This window comes from Streptomyces sp. NPDC090798, assembly GCF_044768965.1.
Classification (GTDB): Bacteria; Actinomycetota; Actinomycetes; order Streptomycetales; family Streptomycetaceae; genus Streptomyces.
On sequence record NZ_JBIVXA010000017.1, the window covers coordinates 89,699 to 109,681 of the forward strand.

General features: G+C 71.7%; 20 protein-coding genes. 9 read left to right on the forward strand and 11 right to left on the reverse strand.

The annotated features are described in order from the left end of the window. Positions 1–8: 8 nt before the first annotated feature. A complete protein-coding gene (locus ACIQTP_RS31765) occupies positions 9–917 on the forward strand; it encodes an aldo/keto reductase (RefSeq protein ID WP_403406328.1) in 909 nt (302 codons plus the stop codon). Positions 918–972: 55 nt separating this feature from the next. Here the strand turns inward: ACIQTP_RS31765 and ACIQTP_RS31770 are convergent, their stop codons facing one another. The 3 genes from ACIQTP_RS31770 to ACIQTP_RS31780 all read right to left on the reverse strand — a co-directional run bounded on the left by ACIQTP_RS31770 (position 973) and on the right by ACIQTP_RS31780 (position 3,510). Continuing rightward, on the reverse strand, positions 973–1,683 hold the full coding sequence (locus ACIQTP_RS31770; RefSeq protein ID WP_403406331.1) for a dienelactone hydrolase family protein: 711 nt from the start codon (positions 1,681–1,683) through the stop codon (positions 973–975). A 74-nt stretch (positions 1,684–1,757) separates the two neighbouring features. Continuing rightward, entirely contained in the window at positions 1,758–2,810 is a 1,053-nt protein-coding gene (locus ACIQTP_RS31775) for a sodium-dependent transporter (protein ID WP_403406334.1), read from the reverse strand. Continuing rightward, a complete protein-coding gene (locus ACIQTP_RS31780) occupies positions 2,764–3,510 on the reverse strand; it encodes a phosphatase PAP2 family protein (protein WP_403406336.1) in 747 nt (248 codons plus the stop codon). Before ACIQTP_RS31780 ends, ACIQTP_RS31775 begins: the two co-directional genes overlap by 47 nt. A 376-nt stretch (positions 3,511–3,886) precedes the next feature. Between ACIQTP_RS31780 and ACIQTP_RS31785 the strand changes: the two genes are divergently transcribed. Then, complete coding sequence (locus ACIQTP_RS31785; RefSeq protein ID WP_403406338.1) at positions 3,887–4,279, forward strand: VOC family protein; 393 nt, start codon at positions 3,887–3,889, stop codon at positions 4,277–4,279. 61 nt (positions 4,280–4,340) lie between these two features. After that, the gene (locus ACIQTP_RS31790) at positions 4,341–5,405 is read left to right on the forward strand and encodes an adenosine deaminase (protein WP_403406339.1); all 1,065 of its coding nucleotides are present in this window, start codon (positions 4,341–4,343) and stop codon (positions 5,403–5,405) included. Here ACIQTP_RS31790 and ACIQTP_RS31795 read toward each other — a convergent pair. From ACIQTP_RS31795 to ACIQTP_RS31805, 3 genes are all read right to left on the reverse strand, one after another. Further along, a complete protein-coding gene (locus ACIQTP_RS31795; protein ID WP_403406341.1) occupies positions 5,393–5,902 on the reverse strand; it encodes a DinB family protein in 510 nt (169 codons plus the stop codon). The two genes, ACIQTP_RS31790 and ACIQTP_RS31795, sit on opposite strands and share 13 nt — an antisense overlap. Before the next feature lie 27 nt (positions 5,903–5,929). Beyond that, entirely contained in the window at positions 5,930–7,438 is a 1,509-nt protein-coding gene (locus ACIQTP_RS31800; RefSeq protein WP_403406344.1) for a carotenoid oxygenase family protein, read from the reverse strand. Between the two features lie 100 nt (positions 7,439–7,538). Then, positions 7,539–8,432, reverse strand: coding sequence for a LysR family transcriptional regulator (locus ACIQTP_RS31805; RefSeq protein ID WP_403406347.1), 894 nt, complete (start codon positions 8,430–8,432; stop codon positions 7,539–7,541). 127 nt (positions 8,433–8,559) lie between these two features. Here ACIQTP_RS31805 and mgrA point away from each other — a divergent pair, with 127 nt between their 5' ends. Continuing rightward, positions 8,560–9,552 (forward strand): L-glyceraldehyde 3-phosphate reductase, encoded by a 993-nt coding sequence (mgrA, locus tag ACIQTP_RS31810; RefSeq protein ID WP_403406350.1) that lies wholly within the window; start codon positions 8,560–8,562, stop codon positions 9,550–9,552. A 70-nt stretch (positions 9,553–9,622) separates the two neighbouring features. Here mgrA and ACIQTP_RS31815 read toward each other — a convergent pair whose 3' ends face one another. Continuing rightward, the gene (locus tag ACIQTP_RS31815) at positions 9,623–10,618 is read right to left on the reverse strand and encodes an oxidoreductase (RefSeq protein WP_403406353.1); all 996 of its coding nucleotides are present in this window, start codon (positions 10,616–10,618) and stop codon (positions 9,623–9,625) included. A 100-nt stretch (positions 10,619–10,718) separates the two neighbouring features. Between ACIQTP_RS31815 and ACIQTP_RS31820 the strand changes: the two genes are divergently transcribed. After that, complete coding sequence (locus ACIQTP_RS31820; RefSeq protein ID WP_403406356.1) at positions 10,719–11,648, forward strand: AraC family transcriptional regulator; 930 nt, start codon at positions 10,719–10,721, stop codon at positions 11,646–11,648. On the opposite strand, the gene ACIQTP_RS31825 is transcribed toward ACIQTP_RS31820, so the two are convergent. From ACIQTP_RS31825 to ACIQTP_RS31835, 3 genes are all read right to left on the reverse strand, one after another. Further along, positions 11,638–11,952 carry a DUF1905 domain-containing protein gene (locus tag ACIQTP_RS31825; protein WP_403406359.1) on the reverse strand — a complete coding sequence of 105 codons (315 nt, stop codon included), beginning with the start codon at positions 11,950–11,952 and terminating at the stop codon, positions 11,638–11,640. The genes ACIQTP_RS31820 and ACIQTP_RS31825 overlap by 11 nt on opposite strands. A gap of 57 nt (positions 11,953–12,009) precedes the next feature. Further along, positions 12,010–12,336, reverse strand: a complete 327-nt coding sequence (locus tag ACIQTP_RS31830; RefSeq protein ID WP_403406361.1) for a hypothetical protein — start codon at positions 12,334–12,336, stop codon at positions 12,010–12,012. Between the two features lie 178 nt (positions 12,337–12,514). After that, positions 12,515–12,895 (reverse strand): nuclear transport factor 2 family protein, encoded by a 381-nt coding sequence (locus ACIQTP_RS31835; RefSeq protein ID WP_403406364.1) that lies wholly within the window; start codon positions 12,893–12,895, stop codon positions 12,515–12,517. A gap of 383 nt (positions 12,896–13,278) precedes the next feature. On the opposite strand from ACIQTP_RS31835, the gene ACIQTP_RS31840 reads away from it, so the two are divergent. From ACIQTP_RS31840 to ACIQTP_RS31850, 3 genes are all read left to right on the forward strand, one after another. Beyond that, complete coding sequence (locus tag ACIQTP_RS31840) at positions 13,279–13,689, forward strand: hypothetical protein (protein WP_261688162.1); 411 nt, start codon at positions 13,279–13,281, stop codon at positions 13,687–13,689. 405 nt (positions 13,690–14,094) lie between these two features. Further along, positions 14,095–16,428 (forward strand): FHA domain-containing protein, encoded by a 2,334-nt coding sequence (locus ACIQTP_RS31845; protein ID WP_403406367.1) that lies wholly within the window; start codon positions 14,095–14,097, stop codon positions 16,426–16,428. A gap of 5 nt (positions 16,429–16,433) precedes the next feature. After that, entirely contained in the window at positions 16,434–17,060 is a 627-nt protein-coding gene (locus ACIQTP_RS31850) for a hypothetical protein (RefSeq protein WP_403406370.1), read from the forward strand. Positions 17,061–17,112: 52 nt separating this feature from the next. Here ACIQTP_RS31850 and ACIQTP_RS31855 read toward each other — a convergent pair whose 3' ends face one another. Further along, the gene (locus tag ACIQTP_RS31855; protein WP_403406373.1) at positions 17,113–18,426 is read right to left on the reverse strand and encodes a streptophobe family protein; all 1,314 of its coding nucleotides are present in this window, start codon (positions 18,424–18,426) and stop codon (positions 17,113–17,115) included. Positions 18,427–18,589: 163 nt separating this feature from the next. On the opposite strand from ACIQTP_RS31855, the gene ACIQTP_RS31860 reads away from it, so the two are divergent. Next, positions 18,590–19,981 (forward strand): DUF6777 domain-containing protein, encoded by a 1,392-nt coding sequence (locus ACIQTP_RS31860; RefSeq protein ID WP_403406376.1) that lies wholly within the window; start codon positions 18,590–18,592, stop codon positions 19,979–19,981. Positions 19,982–19,983 lie beyond the last annotated feature (2 nt).

Consider the following 19,983-nt stretch of genomic DNA (forward strand, 5'->3'; position numbering starts at 1 on the left):
CTGCCGCGATGACCTCGGAAACGATCACCGCGGCAGCCTCGGGCACCTGGACACTCGGAGATCTCCCCGTCCACCGCATCGGCTTCGGCGCGATGCGGCTGACGGGCAGCGCGGCCTTCCACCTCGGCACGCCGAGCGACCGCGACCGCTCGATCGCCGTGCTGCGCCGCGCGATCGAGCTGGGTGTCGACCACATCGACACCGCCGCCTTCTACTTCTCGTCGCTGCGCTCCGCGAACGAGCTGATCAACAGCGCGCTGGCCCCGTACGCTGACGGCCTGGTCATCGCCACCAAGGTCGGGCCGTTCCGCGACTACTCGGGGGAGTGGGGCACCCCGGCCCGGCCGGACCAGATCCGTGCCCATGTCGAGGAGAACCTACGGCAGTTGGGCCGCGACCACCTCGACCTCGTGTACCTGCGGCGGATGGGGCAGGACTCGATCGCCGAGCACTTCGGCGCGCTGGCCGAGCTGCGCGAGGCGGGGCTGATCCGGTATCTCGGCGTCTCCGGCATCGAACCCAGGCACCTCGCCGAGGCGCAGGCCATCGCGCCGGTGGTGAGCGTGCAGAACCGGTACGGGCTCGACTCCCCGGACGCCGGGACCGACGAACTCCTGCGCACGTGCGGGGAACAGGGCGTCGCGTTCGTGCCGTTCTTCGCGATCGCGGGCAAGGGTGGCGCGCAGGGCCCGAGCGGGCGCGACGGCGACGAGGAGGTGCTCGCCGTCGCGCGTGCCCACGGCGCGACGCCCGCGCAGGTACGCCTCGCGTGGACCCTGCGACAGGGCCCGCACGTGCTCGCCATCCCCGGCACCGGCAGCCCGGACCACCTCGTCGAGAACGTCGCCGCGGGCTCGCTGCGGCTCACCGACGACGAGACGGCCCGCCTCGACGCACTCCATCGGCCGGGCGGGTGACCGATGGATCCTGTCACCGGGGGCGGTCCTCGTCGGGCCGCCCCCGGTGACCTGCTCAGCCCAGTTGCTCGTGCAGGAAGGACACCGTGCTCTCCCACGCCTGCGCGGCCGACTCGGGGTCGTACGTCTCCGGGCGGCCGTCGTTGAAGAAGGCGTGGTTGGCAGGGTAGAGACGGAAGTCCGCGGCGATGCCGGCCTGCCGCTGGATCGCCTCCCTCAGCTGCTCCAAGTTCTCCTTCGGGATGCTCGTGTCGAGTTCGCCGTAGTGACCCAGGATCTGTGCCTTCAGGCGCGAGAAGTCGGGCAGTTCACCTTGGATCACGCCGTAGAACGGCACCGCCGCGCTGACCCGGGGGTCGGCCGCGGCCAGGTAGAGGACGAAGCCGCCGCCCATGCAGAAGCCGACCGCGCCCACCGTGTCCGAGGTGACCTCGGGCAGCCCGAGCAGATGATCGACCGCACCGGAGAGCAGCTCGACGCCGCGCGACACCGGCAGCTCCTTCATCATCCGGAAGGCCTCGCCGCTGTCATGGGCGACATTGCCGCCGTACAGGTCGGGCGCGAGGGCGACGAAGCCCTCCGCGGCCAGCCGGTCCGCCACCTGCGCGATGTGGTCGGTCAGACCCCACCACTCCTGGATGACGATCACTCCGGGTCCCTGCCCGGACGGCGGCAGCGCCAGATAGCCGTGGGCCGTGGTCCCGGCGCTGGGGAAGGTCACGTTCTGGTGGGCGGGGGCTCCGGTCGGCTTCGGCAGCTCGGACATCGCACTCAACTCCTGTGGGGGCAGCGCTGGGCAGGAGGGCCGGCGGGACCGGCCCCGAGTTGATCTCCACGATGTCATGCGCGGGCGCCCGGCCTGACCCCGGCCCGCACGACGCGCCCCGCGGCCACCTTCTGCAGCAGGCTGTATGCCAGCACCGGCAGCAGGACGTGCGGCCGGTCGGGCAGGGTCGTCGTGATGAGGACCGCGCTCGCGCTGCTGTTGTTCATCCCGCAGGCCAGTGTCACGGATGCGCCCGCCGGAGCGTCCAGCCGCAGCGCGCGGGCCGTGATCCCGCCCAGAGCGAACGACAGGCCGCAGACGGTGGCGGCGACGACCAGCGCCGCCACCAGCAGCACCGGTTCGGGATGGGTGAGGAAGGGGCCGAGGACACCGCTGGCGTTGATGTACGTCAGGAGAAGTGAGCCGATCATCGCCGTGGGGACCGCGGCGGCGAGGAGGCGGGTCAGCGCACGGTCCGGCAGGGCGAGCCGGCACAGGATTCCGGCGCCGCAGGGGAGCAGGACTCCCGTGAGCGCGAAGGCGTGTCCGGTGGTCCGGGCGGCTCCCGACAGCGTGTTCGCGTAGTCGCCGCTCAGCAGGGGGCACAGGGCCGTCATGGTGACCGGGATCGTGAGCGGGCTGACGATGGTGGACGCCAGCACCAGGCCCACGGTCGTCGACTGGTCGCCGTCCCCCTTGCTCGTCCACACGGTGGCCCCGGCCGCCACCGGCATCGCGACGATCAGGATCATCGCCGCGATCATTCCGCTGCCCCCGTCGCTGTCGGGCGACCCGCTCAGGGCGAAGGCGACGGCCGGAATGATCAGCAGGGGTGCGACCAGATGGAGGACGAGCCCGGTCAGCAGCGCGGTGGGGCGCCTGACCAACGCCCGCAGTGCGTGGACCGGCACTTGCAGACCGGCGGTGAACAGGAGCAGGGAGAGCAGGAAACGCGGTGTCTCGAAGGAGATGTGCGGTAACCAGGCCGCCCCGATCAGGTGCGGATGACGCAACCACCGCCCGGGCGCCGACAGCGCCGCGGCGGCGAGGTACGACGCGCCGACGGCCCAGCCGAGGTGGTCACGGAGCCGGGTGAGGGGGGACTTCGCGGTGGGGGTGGGAGTCATCGGGGCGCTCTTCCGTCGTCGTGGGACCGGGGCGGAGACGGAGCGCCGATATGGAGGAGAACGTGTGCGGGGCGATGCGGGCGAGCGCGTAGACGCTGAGGCTCAGCCAGCACAGGGCGAACAGCCAGCCGCCGAGCACGTCGGAGAACCAGTGGACGCCCAGGTAGACCCTGGTGAGTCCGACCAGGACGGCCCAGCATGCGAGGAGCGCCGCGAGGGCTCGCCCGCCACGGGGCGCCCGCGCGAGCACCGCGAGGAGGAGCAGTCCGCCGCTGATGGCGGACGTGGTGGTGTGGCCCGAGGGGAAGGACCAGCCGGAGGCCTGCGTGGCCCACTCCGCCGTCGTGGGACGGGGGCGGGCGACCAGGGACATCACGCCGTACCGAACGGCCTGGGCGGCGGCGAGACAGCCGACGCAGCCGAGGGCGAACAGGATCCGCTGCCGTGCGGTGCGACCGAGGACGACACCTGCCAGCGCGACCAGCACGTACGGTACGACGCCCGTGCCCGTGTAGGTCAGCCCGCGGGCCACGGCCAGCGCCACGGGTGGGCGGTGGTCCGCGGACCAGGCGTTGAGGTCCTGGTCGCCGTAGAGCGGGGCGCCGTCCTGGCCGGTCACGACCAGCGTCAGCAGCACGAAGGCGACCAGGCTGCCGACCGCGGTCGATCCCGCGAGGTCCGACGCGTCCGCACGCCTCATGACAGGGCCCGGGGGGCATCGACCGCGTACGGCGGCGCGGTGTGCAGGGCTGCGGACATCGACGGAGGCCCCTTCCATGATGGGTGTGCGGGCGCGTCGGGAGACCGCGTCCGCGGTGACTACAGTTCTGTAGACGGTCTACAGAACTGTAGACGACTGGCGGCTCGAGATCGTTCCCGGGGCGGCCGCGGAAGATGAACGCCGTGTGTGGGGAACGGCCTCGCCGGACGCCGGCGGGCGACGGACGGGGGCCGAGGGTGTGCCCAGCGTCGCGCACCCCGCCGCACCTTGCGACTCGGCGTGGGCAGGGCGGGCGGGAGCATGCGGTGGGATGCCGTACCCTAACGTGTTACGTATAACTACCTAAGGGGTCCCGATGCGACGCATCGCGCTGGTCACCCTCGTCGTCGACGACTACGACGAGGCGATCCGCTTCTACACCGAAGCCCTCGGGTTCCGGCTCGTCGAGGACCAGCCGCGGCCCGACGGCTCCCGCTGGGTCGTCGTCGAGCCGGGCACGGAGGACCGCGGCAGCGGGCTGCTGCTGGCCCGGGCCAAGGACGAGGCACAGCGCGGCCGGGTCGGCGACCAGACCGGCGGCCGCGTGGGCTTCTTCCTGCACACCGACGACTTCGCCCGCGACCACGCCCGCATGCGCGAGGCGGGCGTCACCTTCCTGGAAGAGCCGCGCCACGAACCGTACGGCTCGGTCGTCGTCTTCCAGGACCTGTACGGAAACCGCTGGGACCTGCTCCAGCCCGCCCCGTAGCCGAACCAGATCTTTACCCTCACCGCACCCCCCAGAACCGACCTGCCGAGGAACGACACGCATGACCGCGCCCCGTATCGACACCGACACCATCCGCCGCCTCCCCAAGGCCGTGCTGCACGACCACCTCGACGGCGGCCTGCGCCCCGCCACTCTGGTGGAGCTCGCCGGGACGGTCGGCCACACGCTGCCCACCACCGACCCGGACGCGCTGGCCGCCTGGTACTACGAGGCCGCCAACTCCGGGGACCTGGTGCGCTACATAGCCACCTTCGAGCACACCCTCGCCGTGATGCAGACCCGCGAGGGCCTGCTGCGCACGGCCGAGGAGTACGTGCTCGACCTGGCCGAGGACGGCGTCGTCTACGGCGAGGTCCGGTACGCGCCCGAGCTGATGGTGAACGGCGGACTGACCCTGCCCGAGGTCGTCGAGACCGTGCAGGAGGGCCTGGCGGCCGGTATGGCCAAGGCCGCGGCCGCGGGCACCCCGGTTCGCGTCGGCACCCTGCTGTGCGGGATGCGCATGTTCGACCGCACCCGGGAGATCGCCGACCTCGCGGTGGCGTTCCGGGACGCCGGCGTCGTCGGCTTCGACATCGCGGGGGCCGAGGACGGCTTCCCGCCCGCCGACCACCTCGCCGCCTTCGAGCACCTGCGCGGCGAGAGCGTCCCGTTCACCATCCACGCCGGTGAGGCCCACGGCCTGCCCAGCATCCACCAGGCCCTCCAGGTCTGCGGCGCCCAGCGCATCGGCCACGGCGTCCGCATCACCGAGGACATCGTCGACGGCAAGCTCGGCCGCCTCGCGGGCTGGGTGCGCGACCGCCGTATCGCCCTGGAGATGTGCCCGACGTCGAACCTCCAGACGGGCGCCGCGACCTCCATCGCCGAGCACCCCATCACCGCCCTGCGCGACCTCGGCTTCCGCGTCACCCTCAACACCGACAACCGTCTGGTGTCGGGCACGACGATGACGCGCGAGATGGCGCTGCTGGTCGAGGAGGCGGGCTGGACGCTGGAGGACCTGCGCACGGTCACGGTGAACGCCATGAAGAGCGCGTTCATCCCGTTCGACGAGCGCAAGGCCCTCATCGAGGACGTCGTGCTGCCCGGCTACGCCCTCTGAACCAGCCCCCGTACATAGGCGGCCTGTCCGACGTGCTGCAGATCGTCGGACAAGACGCTGACCAGCCGTACGCCCAGCGGGACCGGGGGATCCCAGCGCTCGTCCACGATCCGCTCGAAGTCCTTGGCGGTCAGCCCGCGCAGGAACTCCAGCGTCTGTTCGTGCACGGCGTCGTAGTACCCGGTCAGCAGGTCACCGGAGTCGACCCGCACCTTGGCGACCTTCGCGGAGCTGTGCCCGTACCCCGTGTCCCGGCGCGGCAGATCGAGGCCGAAGCGCTTCTCCCAGTCCTGCGCGAGCCAGACCTGCTCGAGCCCGGCGGCGTCCGCGACATGGTCGTCCTGGACGCGGGTGAGGTGCCAGACCAGCCATGAGACGGAGTTGGCGTCGTCCGAGGGGCGGGCGTTGAGAACGTCCGGCGGCAGGCCCTCGACGGCGGCATGGACCTCTTCCTGGATGCGGCTGTACGCGTCGATGAGGATGTCCTTTGCATGCATGCGTCCACCATCGCGCATCGCGGTCCCTCACGCGTCCGGAATCCAACTCCCGTGGAAGCCGAGCGGCACCCGCCCCGGGAGATGGATCCGGGCGACCGGCTCGCCCGTGAAGTCCTGGGCGGCCAGGATCACCAGGTCGGCGGCCCCGCGACCGGGGTTGTGCGCATAGGCGATCGCGTAGCCGTCGTCCTCGGCCCGTGCGCCCTCGGAGGGTACGAAGACGGCTTCCCCCGCGGCGGCGTCCCGCGGCAGCCGGTGGACCTGCGTGGTCCCGCGGAGCAGGTCGTGCTTGATCAGCGCGTTGGCGAAGGCCCGGTCGGGCGGGTTCCCGTCGGCCGTCAGATACGCCAGGGTCATGTCCGCGGCGGCGGCCGTGTAGGCGTACCGGTGCCGCCTGGACACCAGTGCCTCGTGGACGCGCGGGAATTCCTGGGGGCGGTCGTCGAGCGTCCTGGTGCGCACCCGGCCGTGCGCCACGTCGATCGTCCAGCGTTCGAGCGAGGCGGTGCCGGCGCCGTACGGTCCGTCGGAGCCGCGGCCCGCGACATAGAAGGGCGCAGGGTAGGTCGTCATGTCGACGACCACGGACGAGCCCTCGTCGTACGCGTTCAGGGTGTGCGAGTAGTAGACCGGATCCACCTCGAACCAGCGGACCTCGCCCCCCGCGCGCGGCAGCAGACCGACCCGCGTCGGGTGCCTCTCGTTCCAGACGTACGGCACGAGGTCGCCCCGCTCGGCGCCCGCCGGGTCGAAGGTGATGGGCAGATCGAAGATCACGACGTACTTCTCGGTGAGCGCGAAGTCGTGCATCATCGGCGCGTCCGCCACCGGGATCCGCGTGGTCCTCGCGACCCGGCCCGTGTGGTCGATCACCTGGTGCCGGACGTGGTCCCAGGTGGGGTAGTAGGCGATCGCGTACAGTTCTCCGGCCGCCGCGTCGAACTTGGTGTGGGCGGTGAAGGCCCCTTCGAGGGTGCGGCGGAAGTCGTACGTGCCCACCGTGCCGAGCTCGTGGTCGAGTTCGTACGGCAGCGGCCCGCTCTCCTGGAGGGCCAGGATCCGTCCCCTGTGCCCGATCACATGGGTGTTGCACGGGAAGTCGTCCGGCGGGACGGGCCCGGGGTACGGCTCGCCGAGCTTCTTCGCCACGGAGGCCGAGCGGACCCAGCGGTTGCGGTACCACTCCGCGCGACCGTCCCGCAGCCGCACGCCGTGCACCATGCCCTCACCGAGCATCCAGTGGTGGGCGCGCGGGTCCTCCAGACCCAGGACGTTGGGGCCGTTGCGCAGGAAGCGGCCGTTCAGCTCGCGCGGGACGCGTCCGGTGACCGGCAGGTCGAACGCCGTCAGCTCCTCGGTGACGGGCTTGAACGCGCCCTCCAGGAACGGGAACCGATGCCCGCCCTGTGTCGCTGTGCCCGGCACCGGTGCCGGTGACGCCGCCGCTGCCCCCCGGCCCCCCATCGCGCCGACGAGCCCTCCCGCCGCCGCGACCGCCGTCCCGCGCAGGACCGTCCGCCGTGTGTGATCCGCCATCTCGGTACTCCAGCCTCGCGGTTGCCTTCGTGGACGTCCACGAGTCTGCGGCCGGGGAGCGGACCGGGTCAGGAGTGCTGGAACCCGTCGGAGGGTGGTGTCAGGCCCCCTCTTGCGGGGTGTCGAGAAGCACCATCAGCGCCCGCGCGGCCGGACTGGTGGCGTCCGGCGGCGGCAGCATGGCGACGGTCTCGTACGAGGCGTCACCGGCGCCCTTGAAAGGGAGGGCGGTGAGATCGCCGGCCTCGCGCTTGTGGCCGAAATGGCGGGGCACGACGGCGATCCCGAGGCCCTCGTGGACCAGCTCCAGGAGGCTGTGCACGTCGCTGACCTCCAGCGCCACCGTCCGCCGTACGTCCGCCGCCGCGAAGGCCGCGTCCGTGGTGCGGCGCGGCCCCCAGTCGGGGTGGAAGTCGACGAAGGCCTCGCCGCCCAGCTCCTGGGGCGTGACCACGGCGGCGGTCGCGAGGTGATGCGCCGGGTGGCAGAGCACGGTCATCGGCTCGCTGGTCAGCGGCACCGACCGCAGCTGGTCCCCGTCCGCCCGCGTCCTGACGGCGAAGGCCAGGTCGAGACGGCCCGCGGCGACCTCCTCGGCCAGCGCCTCGGAGCCCGCCTGCCGCAGCCGGATCTCGACGTCGGGATGGCGCCGCCGGAACGCGGCGAGGAGCTTGGCCACGTCCACACCCGCGATGCACTGCTCGGTGCCCAGGGAGAGCGTGCCGCGCAGGACGCCCTGTACGGCGGCCACGGCGTCCTGCGCCGAGCGGACCTGGGCGAGGATCCGCTCCGCCTCGCCGAGCAGGGCGCGACCGGCCTCCGTGAGCGTGACCCGCCGGGTGGTGCGCACGAACAGCGGGGCCTGAAGCTCCCGCTCCAGGGCGCGGATGGAGGACGACAGTCCCGACTGCGACACCATCAGCCGTTCCGCCGCCCGGGTGAAATGCTGATCCTCGGCGACCGCGACGAAGTGCTGAAGGTGGCGCAGTTCCATGGGGCACCACAGTAGTCGCCGATTGAGAAGCGCCGTCGCTCAGTCCCATCCGATTCTCCCGTTGGACCTCTGCACGTGCCCGCGCGAGAGTGGAGACCTGTTTTCCCGGCCTTTACAGGAGTACGCGTTGTACACCGCACACCCCGACCGTTACGCGGACATGCCCTACCGGCGCACCGGACGCAGCGGACTGAAGCTGCCCGCGCTGTCGCTCGGCCTGTGGCACAACTTCGGCCCCGACCGGCCGGTGGAGACCCAGCGCGCGATCCTGCGCCGCGCCTTCGACCTCGGTGTCACCCACTTCGACCTGGCCAACAACTACGGTCCGCCGCCCGGCGCCGCCGAGTCGGCCCTCGGCGACGCCCTGAAGGCGGACTTCGGGTCCCACCGCGACGAGCTGGTCATCTCCACCAAGGCCGGATACCTGATGTGGCCGGGCCCCTACGGCGAATGGGGCTCCCGCAAGTACCTGCTGTCCTCGCTCGACCAGAGCCTCGCCCGGATGGGCCTGGAGTACGTGGACATCTTCTACTCGCACCGCCCCGACCCGGAGACTCCCCTGGAGGAGACGATGGGCGCCCTGCACTCGGCGGTCCAGCAGGGCAAGGCGCTCTACGTCGGCATCTCCAACTACTCCGCGGAGCAGACCCGCGACGCCGCCCGCATCCTGGCCGAGCTGGGCACCCCGCTGCTGATCCACCAGCCGCGCTACTCGATGCTCGACCGCCGCCCCGAGGACGAGGGGCTCCTGGACACGCTGGACGAGCTGCGGGTCGGCTCCATCGCCTACTCCCCGCTGGAGCAGGGCCTGCTCACCAGCCGCTACCTCGACGGCATCCCGGAGGGCTCGCGCGCCGCGAGCGACAGCCCCTTCCTGAGCGCCGACACGGTCACCGAGGACCTGGTACGGCAGCTGCGCGCCCTCGACGAGATCGCCAAGTCCCGCGGCCAGTCCCTGGCGCAGCTGGCGCTCGCCTGGGTGCTGCGCGGCGGCCGGGTGACCTCCGCGCTCATCGGCGCGAGCAGCCCCCGGCAGCTGGAGGACAGCGTCGCGGCCACCGGCGCCCTGGACTTCACCGCGGAGGAGCTGGCGCGGATCGACGCGATCATCAAGGCCTGAGGATCGCTGATCAGGCCGTACTCGCTGATCAGGCCGTAGGCGAAGCCGGCCGGGCCGTGCGGCTCGGCCGTCAGGCGGTGAGCCGCTCGCTGAGCGCCCAGAGGCGGTCGACCGCCGCCGGGTCCACGGCGTACGGCACCACGCCGGCCTTCGCCGACCTGTTCCCGAGGGACCAGTCACGTCCCTCCTCCGCGGACATCGGAGGGGCGATGTCGCTGTTCTCGCAGTAGACGCCGCCCCTGCCCTCGAGCAGGGGGCTGGTCGCGCACCACACGCTGGTGGCCGCCCCCTGCTCGACGGTCTTCAGCTGCCGCTCCGGGTCGAGGATCGGCCGGCCGTCCGCGTCGAGGACGCCGACGGCCCTGAGGTCCTCCTCGGCCAGGTACTTCTTCAGACCGGTGTCGACGATGCTTCCCGGGTGCAGGGCGAAGGCCCGGATCCCGTCCGCCTTACCGCGCTCGTCGACACCGAGCGCGAACAGGATGTTCGCCGTCTTCGACTGCCCGTAGGCGACCCAGCGGTCGTACGCGTGGTGCTCGAAGTGCGGGTCGTCGAACAGGACGGGCGAGAACCGGTGGCCCCACGAGGACACCGAGACCACCCGGGCCCCGTGCGCCCGGCGCAGCGCCGGCCACAGGCGGGCGACCAGCTGGAAGTGGCCGAGGTGGTTCGTGGCGAACTGCACCTCGTACCCCCGTGCGTCACGCGTCAGCGGCGTCGCCATCACGCCCGCGCTGTTGACGAGGATGTGCAGTGGCCGGCCGGAGTCGAGGAAACGCTCGGCGAACGCGTCGATCGAGGCCGGATCCAGCAGATCCATGGTCGCGGTCTCGACGCCGTCGATCTCCTTGAGCGCGGCCCGCGCCCTTTCGGTGTCCCGCGCCGGTACGACGACCTCGGCGCCCGCGGCCCGCAGGACGCGTACGGTCTCCAGGCCGATGCCGGAGTAGCCGCCGGTGACGACGGCGACCTTGCCGGTCAGGTCGATGCCCTTGATGACGTCCTCGGCGCTGGACGCGGCGTCGAACCCGGAGTGGAGGGGCTGCTGCTGTTGCTCGGTGGTCATGGTTCGGATCTCCTCATGTGTGCCTTCCCGACCACCGTAGAACCAGGCATCCGTACGATGAATGCTTGATAGTCCGCATTACTTGCGCGATAGTACGGATATGCCAGCGGATCCTCTCTCCGACACCCTCGGCCTCATGGACGCCCGGTGCGTCATCTCCGGCGGCTTCACGGCCGGCGGTGACTGGGCGCTGCGCTTCCCGTCACCCGGGATGCTCAAGATCACCGCGGTGGTGAGGGGCGGCATGTCGGTGTCCGTGGCCGGACAGCCGGAGTTCGCCCGGCTGGGGCCGGGCGATGTGGCCGTGTTCGACGGCAGCCGGGCGTTCGTGGTCGCGAGCGATCCGTCCGTGGAGCCGGTGGACGCCACGACACTCTTCGCGGACACCTCCGGGTCCATGATTCATTACGGCGGGGGAGAGGACGCCGTCTTCGTCGGCGGGCACATCGAACTGGGCCGGGCGGGCGAGGAGTTGCTCCTGCACGCCCTGCCGCCGCTGCTGTGCGTGCGGTCCGGCGCCGAGGAGGCGCCGGTCGTGCGCTGGCTGCTCGACCAGCTGCTGCGCGAACTGACCGCCCGGCGGGCCGGGGCCGACTTCGCGGCCGATCAGCTCGCCCAGCTCATGTTCGTCCAGGTCCTGCGCGCCTATCTCGCGGACGCCGACGCCCTCCCTGCCGGACGGCTGCGCGCCCTCGCCGACGAGCGCATCGCCCCGGCGCTGCGGCTCATGCACGCCGAGCCGGGCCGCCCCTGGCAGCTGGAGGAGCTCGCCAGGGCGGCGGCCATGTCCCGGACCACCTTCGCCGAGCGCTTCCGGGCCGTGGCCGGGGTGCCGCCCCTGACGTATCTGCTGGACTGGCGGATGAGTCTGGCCCGGCGCGCCCTGCGGGACGGCGAGACGTCGGTGTCGGCCCTGGCCCAGCGGGTCGGCTACACGTCCGAGAGCGCGTTCAGCAACGCTTTCAAGCGGACGACGGGTGTCGCTCCACGGCGCTACCGTGACGTCGCACGGGCGGCCCTCACGGGCTGAGGCGCTCCTCCAGGCGGACCGTCACGGTGTCGCCCTCCTCCTTCCCGATCGCCTTGCGCACATCGGCCTTCACCGGCAGCTTGTGCGTGCCGTCGCCCAGGGCCATGAAGGAACTGCGGAAGGGGTGCCCGTCGATCGTGCCGCTGACCTTGACCAGTCCGCGCGTTCCGAAGAAGGAGACGGACTCCGGCCAGACGACGTAGGTCCAGCCGCCGTTGGCGGGGCTCTTGCGCAGCACCGTGGTGAACTGCTGGTCCAGTTTGCCCGCCCCACTCGCCTTGTTCTTCCTGCCGACGGTGCTCATGTGGTCCTCCGCTGCCGGTGGGTGTCCTGCTCAAGAGACCACCGGAGGCGGGAAAACTCATCGCGGCCGTGCGCCCAGCGCGGTGAGGAGCCGGAGTTTCTCGTGGCTGTCCGAGCCCGGGGTGGCGGTGAAGATGAGCAGGGCCTGGGCCTGGTCGGGGGCGAGCAGGGCCTGGCAGTGCAGGTGGAGATCTCCGAGTTCGGGGTGGACGATCGTCTTGCGTTCGTCGTGGCGGAAGCCGATCTCGTGCTGGTTCCAGAGTTCGGTGAACTCCGCCAGTTCACGCGCGGTGACCGCGCCGAGCCCGCTGGAGGCTCCGGTCACCACGGCCGTGCGCCCGGACAGGTCGGGAAGCGGGGCGGGGGTCCATGTCTCGGTGGACATGATCGGGCTCTTCTCCTCGTGGCGTGGCGTGGCGTGGCGTGGCGGGGAAGGGTCCCGGCCCGTACGGGGCCGGTCTCCCTCCCCGAGCCACTATCGGCACACCCTCCGCCGAGTGGGAGAGGAGCGTTCATCCATGGCATGGCAGTACATGGCTACGGCTGGAGGATTACCTGGAGTACTACTGGGTCGGCACGCGGTCCAGGAATCCGTGCACGCTGCGGATCCGGTCCTCGCCGTCCAGGGTGATCACGTCGAATCCCGCGACGGGCGCCGTGCCGTCGGCCTCGTTGACCAGTTCCCAGCCGAAGCGTGCGATGTCGTGGTGCCCGTCGACCGGTCCGGCGGGCCGGAAGGAGAAACCCGGGAACTGCTCGTGCGCCGCCGTGATCACCGCCGCGATCCCGTCGTGCCCGCGGACCTCGGCCAGCGGGTCGGTGTAGCTGCCGTCCGCGCTCCAGGCGGCGGCGACCGCCTTGGTGAGCGCATCCCGGTCAGTGGCGTTCCAGGCCTCGAAGTAGCGGGCGACGGCGTTCTCGAAACGGTCGTTGGCTGCGGACATGGTGGATCAACCTCCGTGGAAAGTAGGGTAGTTGCTGGTCAGTGAGTGGATTCCGGGCGGTGGTTCCCCGCCGGGATCCGATACCGCAACCATGCCCGCCGACGCCCGAGGGCGTCGATTACCTCCCGGGTAAGGGCAGTGAGCCGCGTTTCGGCCAAATCGGGCGGTGAATATGCCAGGAGACTGGCTGGAATGGCATGGTGACAGAGTGTCAGGAGTGGCGATACTCGAGTAACAGGGCGATTCAGCCACGCCCGCGCGCTGCACGACCATGCACGACGCGCGCAGCACCACCGTGCACCACGAACGAGCCGCACGCAGTGAACGAGCCGCAGGGAAAGCGAGGCCGGGCCGGCGGACAGCGTTGCAATGGGGGAGCGATCGTGCACGACGAATTCCTGTGCCATGTGACCGCATACGGAATATGCGGAGGTAGACGCATCGGCGTCCCGTTGGGGACCTATCGCGCGCCCACCCTGGCGCTGGCCCTGTGGTGGATGCGGGACCGTGCCTCCTGGATGGCGTCGCGGCTCGATCCCCAGCCCGACGATCCGACCTTCCCGCCGAACTCGATCGCGCCGGTGGCGGACACCGTCCCGGACGTGCCGAGCGTCCTGCGTGCCTGGTGCGGTGACACCCTCCAACAGGAGCTGGTTGCCGAGGAACTGGCCGCCGGAAAGCTCGTCCGCATCGCCACCAGCGACGACACCACCGAGTACGAACTACTCGCCGAATCCGTGGACGCGCTGCGCATGCAGCGGACCGCCGCCGCCCTCGGCAGCTCCGCGGCCTGACCGCCGCCGCCCTCGGCAGCTCCGCGGCCTGACCGCCGCCGGACAGGCCCTCCCTTCGGTGCGATCGGTGACCGGGCCGGCGGGAACGGGCGGCCGTCGATGTGCGCCCGGGTCGCGCTCGGCCAGGACCGCGACGCTGCCGTCCCGACCCGGATCGCGCCGGGCCCGGCGCCGATCTCGCCGGGGAAGCGTCACCGGGATCGAGTCGTGGGCGGATGGGCCATGGTCGGCGCGTCGCCGAGATCGTTGACCGCGACGGTCTCCACGTCCGCTTCCGGACGGCGGCCGCCGTCCGGAAGACGTTGCGGCCTTTCCCCGCCCCGACCCGCCTCGCGGAGCTCGCGCAGCACCGGCCATGAGCCGCCGATCAGGCGCATATGTGGACGAATAGCTAGAATTCAGGGCATGGGAGAGCGGTCGGTCGCGCCGACGGCGCCCGAACTCGTCCTCGAAACCGAGACGGGCTCCACGGTGCTGAGTCCGAGCCGCGACTATCACGTCGGGCGTGACCCGTCGAGCGAGATCGTCATCGACGACGTCCGGGTCTCGTGGCACCACGCGGTCCTGCGGCCCGAGGCGGACCACTGGACGATCCAGGACGAGAACAGCACGAACGGCACGTACGCCGACGGCAGGCGGGTCCGCGAATGGGGCGTCGGACCCGGCAGCGTCATCCACTTCGGCAGCCCCTCCGACGGCCCCCGGGCGGTCTTCGCCGGCAAGCCCCCACAGCGGCCGTCGGGCGAATTCCCGCCCTCGGCCAGCGGCACCTTCCAACGGCCGACCACCGTAAGGCCGCTGCCCTCCCGCACCGTCCGCATCGGCCGCGGCGCAGACAACGACCTGGTCATCGACGACCTGGTCGTCTCCCGGCGACACGCCGAACTGCTGGCCCACCCGGACCGGACGTACGAGATCCTCGACCTCGGCAGCCACAACGGCACGTTCCTCAACGGGCAGCCCGTCACCCGCGCCGCGGTCACCGCCGGTGACATCGTCGGCATCGGCCACTCCGCGTTCCGCCTCGTCGGAGACGAGTTGCAGGAGTACGTCGACACCGGCGAGGTCTCCCTCGATGTCCAGGAACTGACCGTCGCCGTCGACCGCGGCCGCAAGATCCTCCTCGACCAGGTGTCCTTTCCCGTCGGCGAGAAGTGCCTGCTGGCCGTCGTGGGCCCCAGCGGCGCCGGGAAGTCCACGCTCCTCAACGCCCTCACCGGGCAGCGCCCCGCCGACCGCGGCGCGGTCCTGTACGACGGCCGCGACCTCTACCGGGACTACGCCGAGCTGCGCCAGCGCATCGGCCTCGTGCCGCAGGACGACATCCTGCACGCCCAGTTGACGGTGCGGCGGGCCCTCGCGTACGCCGCCGAGCTGCGCTTCCCGCAGGACACCGCGAAGGCGGAGCGCCAGGCGAGGGTCGACGAGGTCATCCAGGAGCTGGGCCTGGAGCAGCGCGCCGGCCAGCCCATCCACAGTCTGTCGGGCGGTCAGCGCAAGCGGGTCAGTGTGGCCCTGGAGCTGCTGACCAAGCCGTCGCTGCTGTTCCTGGACGAACCCACCTCCGGCCTCGACCCCGGCATGGACCGCTCGGTGATGCACATGCTGCGCGGCCTCGCGGACGACGGCCGTACGGTCATCGTGGTCACCCACAGCGTGCTCAGCCTCGACGTCTGCGACCGGCTCCTGGTGCTCGCGCCCGGCGGCAAGGTCGCTTACTTCGGACCGCCCGAGGACGCGCTCGCCTACTTCGGCTACGAGCAGTGGCCCGAGGCCTTCGAGGCCTTCGAGCGGGACCAGGACCGGGACTGGGCGGGGGAGTACCGGAGCTCGCCGCTCCAGGGCCGGTACATCGACAGTTCCAGTCCACAGCCTCATCTGCCCCGGGCCCGTACGCCCGCCGTCGTCGGACCGCCGCCCAAGGCCCAGAGCTGGGGCGCGCAACTCGGCACCCTGGTGCGCCGGTACGCGGCCGTGCTCGGCGCCGACCGCACCTTCCTCGCCGTCATGATCGCACTGCCGTGCATCATGGGCGTGATGGCCCGGGCCGTGGCCGGCGGCAGACTGACGCTGGAGACGTCGATGAACGCGCTGCTCACCCTGTGCATCGGCGGAGTCCTGGTGGGCGCGGCCAACGCCGTACGCGAAGTGGTGAAGGAACGGGTCATCTACCAGCGGGAGCGCGCGGTCGGCCTGTCCCGGTCGGCGTACCTGATGTCGAAGATCGTGGTCCTCGGCACCATCACCGTTCTCCAGGCCGTCGTCCTGACCCTCGTCGCGCTGTTCGGCGTCGACCTCAACGCGCCCCGCGGCAAAGGAGTCCTCATGCCGCCGCTTCTCGAGATCACGCTGGCCGTGGCCCTGCTGGCCTTCAGCGCGATGATGCTCGGCCTCCTGGTTTCCGCCGTGGTGACCAAGGAGGAGGTCACCATGCCGTTGCTGGTGCTGATCGCCGTCGTCCAGGTGGTCTTCAGCGGCGCGCTGCTCAAGCTGCACGGGGTGCCCGGCATGGAGCAGCTGGCCTGGCTCGTCCCCGCACGCTGGGCCCTGGGCGCGATGTCGGGGACCATCGCCCTGGGCCGGATCGTCCCGGGGACGCTCACCTCCGACCCGCTGTTCCGGCACGAGCCCAGCGTGTGGCTGGTCAACATGGGCATGCTGGTCGCGCTGTCGATCGTCTTCGGGTGCGTGGTGGCCCGGCTGCTGCGGCGGCACGAACCCGAGGTCATGCGGAAGTAGGTGCCATGACGACTCCCGACCCGGCGACGCCCGACGACTTCCGCCCGACGCACGTCGTTCCGCCGGACGGCCTGCACGCCTGGGAGACGCCGGACCCGTCCCGGCCCACCGTGCCGCTCGACGCGCTGCTCCCGGTGCAACTCGTCGAGCGGCTCGGCGACTGGGGCCGGGTCGTCTGCGCCAACGGCTGGTCGGCCTGGGTCGACGGCCGGCTGCTGGTCGCCGTACCGCAGCCGCCGCCCGCGGAGGGCGACTCCCTCACCCGAACGGCCGACCCGCGCCCGCTCCTCGCCCGCGTCGAGCAGGCCCTCATCCGCTATCGGAGCGCGGCGGAGGACCTCGCGGCCGGGCGGCTGGACGGGGCGTCCTTCCGCGGCATCACGCGCGGGCAGCGGATCGGGGTGGTCGTCGACGGCGAGTCCCTCTGGCTGTACGACGCCGAGCACGAGCGCTGGGTGTACACCGACGGGACGCGGCTGAGCACGTACGCGGTCGCGGACGAACCGGCGGCGGCCCCGGAGCGGAACGGGGGTGTTCCGGGCCGTGCTCGCACACATGTAGTACGGGCATCCGACGACCATGAACCGACACGTCTCGTCCCGGAGGTGACGGACGAGCCGCGTGACCGCTGACGACGCGGAAGAGGACCGCCCAGGTCCGCGGTGTCCTTCCTGGGCCCTGTCGTCAAATCCCCTCCCCCAGCCTTCGGTCCTTCACGACCTCGCCCTTTCGGTGGACTCCCCTCGCCAGCAGGGCGCCGAGGAACCCGGTCACCAGGCCCCACACGACGGCGAGTCCGAGCGCGCTCCAGAGTTCCGGTGTGAGGAAGAGCTCGCCGGCGAGGCCGCCGGCGGCGTCACCGATGCCGATGAGCGACAGGGCGTAGTGCGCCGAGATCCTGCCGACCAGGCAGATCATGAGCACCGTGAGCGCCAGCGCGAGGGCCATGCGGACGGCGTGCTGCCAGGCCCGCATCCGGGCCGGTGAGCGGGCGGCCATCAGGAACGCGGCGCCCAGGAGCAGCAGCGCGTCGACGACCAGCAGCCACCACACCTTGCCGTCGTGGTGGCCCAGGGTGCGCAGGTTGACCGTGGAGACGTCCGGGGTGCGCAGCACCTGGTCGAGGACGTGCGGCATGGGCAGCCCGAACGGCCCGTCCACCCGCCCCCTCCAGGTGGCGCCCAGCCCGATCGTGAAGGCGAGCCAGGCGAGGTTGGGCAACCCGAGGAAGATCACCGCGAAGGTCTCGGGGACGTGTCCGCGCGTCGCGGCCACCACCAGCGCGACGACCGCTCCCAAGGCGACGCAGGCGAGGAGCAGGACGACCATGGCGTACGCGGCCGGACGCACCGACTCCTGGAAGCGCAGCAGCCGGGCCGGGAGCGGGGCTCCGCGCGACACCAGGAGGGCGAGGACGAGGACACCCGCGAGCCACAGCACCCCGTAGAGCAGCGTCACCGGCACGGCTGTCTTGAAGCCCACCTCGGGCGAGACCCCGATGAGGTCGCCGAGGTCGCTGATCGTCCCGGTGCCGAGGGAGATCTTGAAGTTCTGGTGCGAGTAGAGCGCGAGTCCGAGGAGGGCCAGCAGCCACAGGACCGCGATCCTGGCGGCCCAGCCGGCCAACTCGGGGGCGCCCGCGACAGCCCGGTGCCGCAGCGGCCGCAGAAACCCGGCGGCGACCACCAGGGCCCCGGCGAGCGTGACCGACAGGGGGATCACCGTCAGTCCCGCCCGGGTGTCGGCGATCACTCCCGCGTCACCCGCGAGCTCGATGGTGCCGCCGACCGCGGTCACGACGGACGCCGCGACGACCCGTGGGTAGGCGTGCGCGGGCAGGCCCGTGGCACCCGCCCCCCACAGCCCGAGGGCGGCGACCGCGAGCATCACGATCACCCCGGCCACCACCGCCAGCAGGGCCTGGACCCAGCCGTGGCGGGCGGCCGTCCGCTCGCCTGGAGCGGCGACGACCTGGTCGGACGGTGTCTGCGGCCTCACGCTGCCACGCTAAGCAGCACCGGGGTCCACCGCGCGTCGGGAGGGCCGACCGCGTCGGCTTGCGGGGGGCGCCCGACGGGAGCACACAATGGGCTCGTTGCGGAATGAAACGGCATAAGGCGCATGGAATGCCGCGAGATCCCTACGCCCGGAAGAAGAGTTCGTGAGCGTCGACCTGTCGTTCCCCGACCGGCCCACCGGACCCCCGTCGGGCCCGCTGTCGGGCTCCCCCCGGCCGGGTGCCTCCGACCACGCTCCGACCCAGGGCATCGGCCGCCCACTCACGCCACCGCCGACCGGTCCCCCGACCGGTCCAACCGGTCCGCCGACCGGTCCCCCCACCGGTCCGCCGGGCGGCGGTGGTTCCGGAGGCGGCGGGCCCGGCGGCCCGCCAGGTCACGGCAGCGGACCGGACCGCCCCTGGTGGAAGTCGGCACCGCGGATGGCGCTGATCACCGGAGTCGTGGTGGCCGGGGTGGTGCTCGGTGTCGTCCTCACCCGCTCGGGCGGCACGTCCGGCACGGCGGCGGCCGGTGAGCTGTTCCTGCAGGCCGCGAACAAACCGGGTCCCGACCCGTTCACGGAGTCGACGGCGAAGGACAGCTCCACCGTGCCGGTGACACCCGCGGCCAACGCGCCGGAGTCCGCCAATGTGACGCGCGGCGTGTCGGGTTCCGCGCCCGGGCTCTACGGCGGCACCCGCGACACCGCGAGTTGCGATGTGGAGAAGCAGATCCAGGTGCTCCAGGCGGACCCGGCGAAGAGCAAGACGTTCGCCTCCGTGGAGGGCGTCCAGCCCACCGCGGTCCCCGCCTACCTGCGCTCGCTCACCCCCGTACAGCTGCGGATGGACACCCGCGTCACCAACCACGGCTACCGGGGCGGCGCGGCCACCAGCTACCAGGCGGTGCTCCAGACGGGCACGGCGGTCCTCGTCGACGGCCACGGGGTGCCGCGCGTGCGCTGTGCCTGCGGGAACCCGTTGACACCGGCGGTCGCGCAGCAGACCGTGCCCAGACGGACGGGTGACACCTGGGCCTCGTACCGGTCGCAGAACGTGGTGGTCGTCGTGCCCGCCACGACCACCATCGACGTCTTCGTCATCTACGACGCCGACCGCGACGAATGGGTCGGCCGCCACCGGGGTGACACCGACGGCCGCCGGGACGAGAAGACGTACCCCCCGGCGAAGCCGTCCCCCGCGGTGAGCGTGTCGTCGTCGTCGCCGAAGTCTCCGTCGCCGAAGTCTTCGTCCTCGTCGTCTCCGTCGTCGTCCTCTGCCTCCGCGTCCTCCGCGTCGTCCCCGTCCTCGTCGTTCTCGTCGTCGTCCGATGCGCTGTCGTCCGATGTGCCGGCTCCGTCCACCTCTGCGTCATCGGATCCGTCTTACCCCTCCACCGAACCTCCCACGACGGCATCCGAGTCGGGGCCGTACTCCGGCCTCACGTCCTCCGGCACGACCACCGACGCTCCGGCGAGTGAGGGCGCCACGACGGCGGACACCTCGTCGTCCCACGGCGCCCCGGAGCCGGCCCCGACGCCTCCTGGGTACTGAGG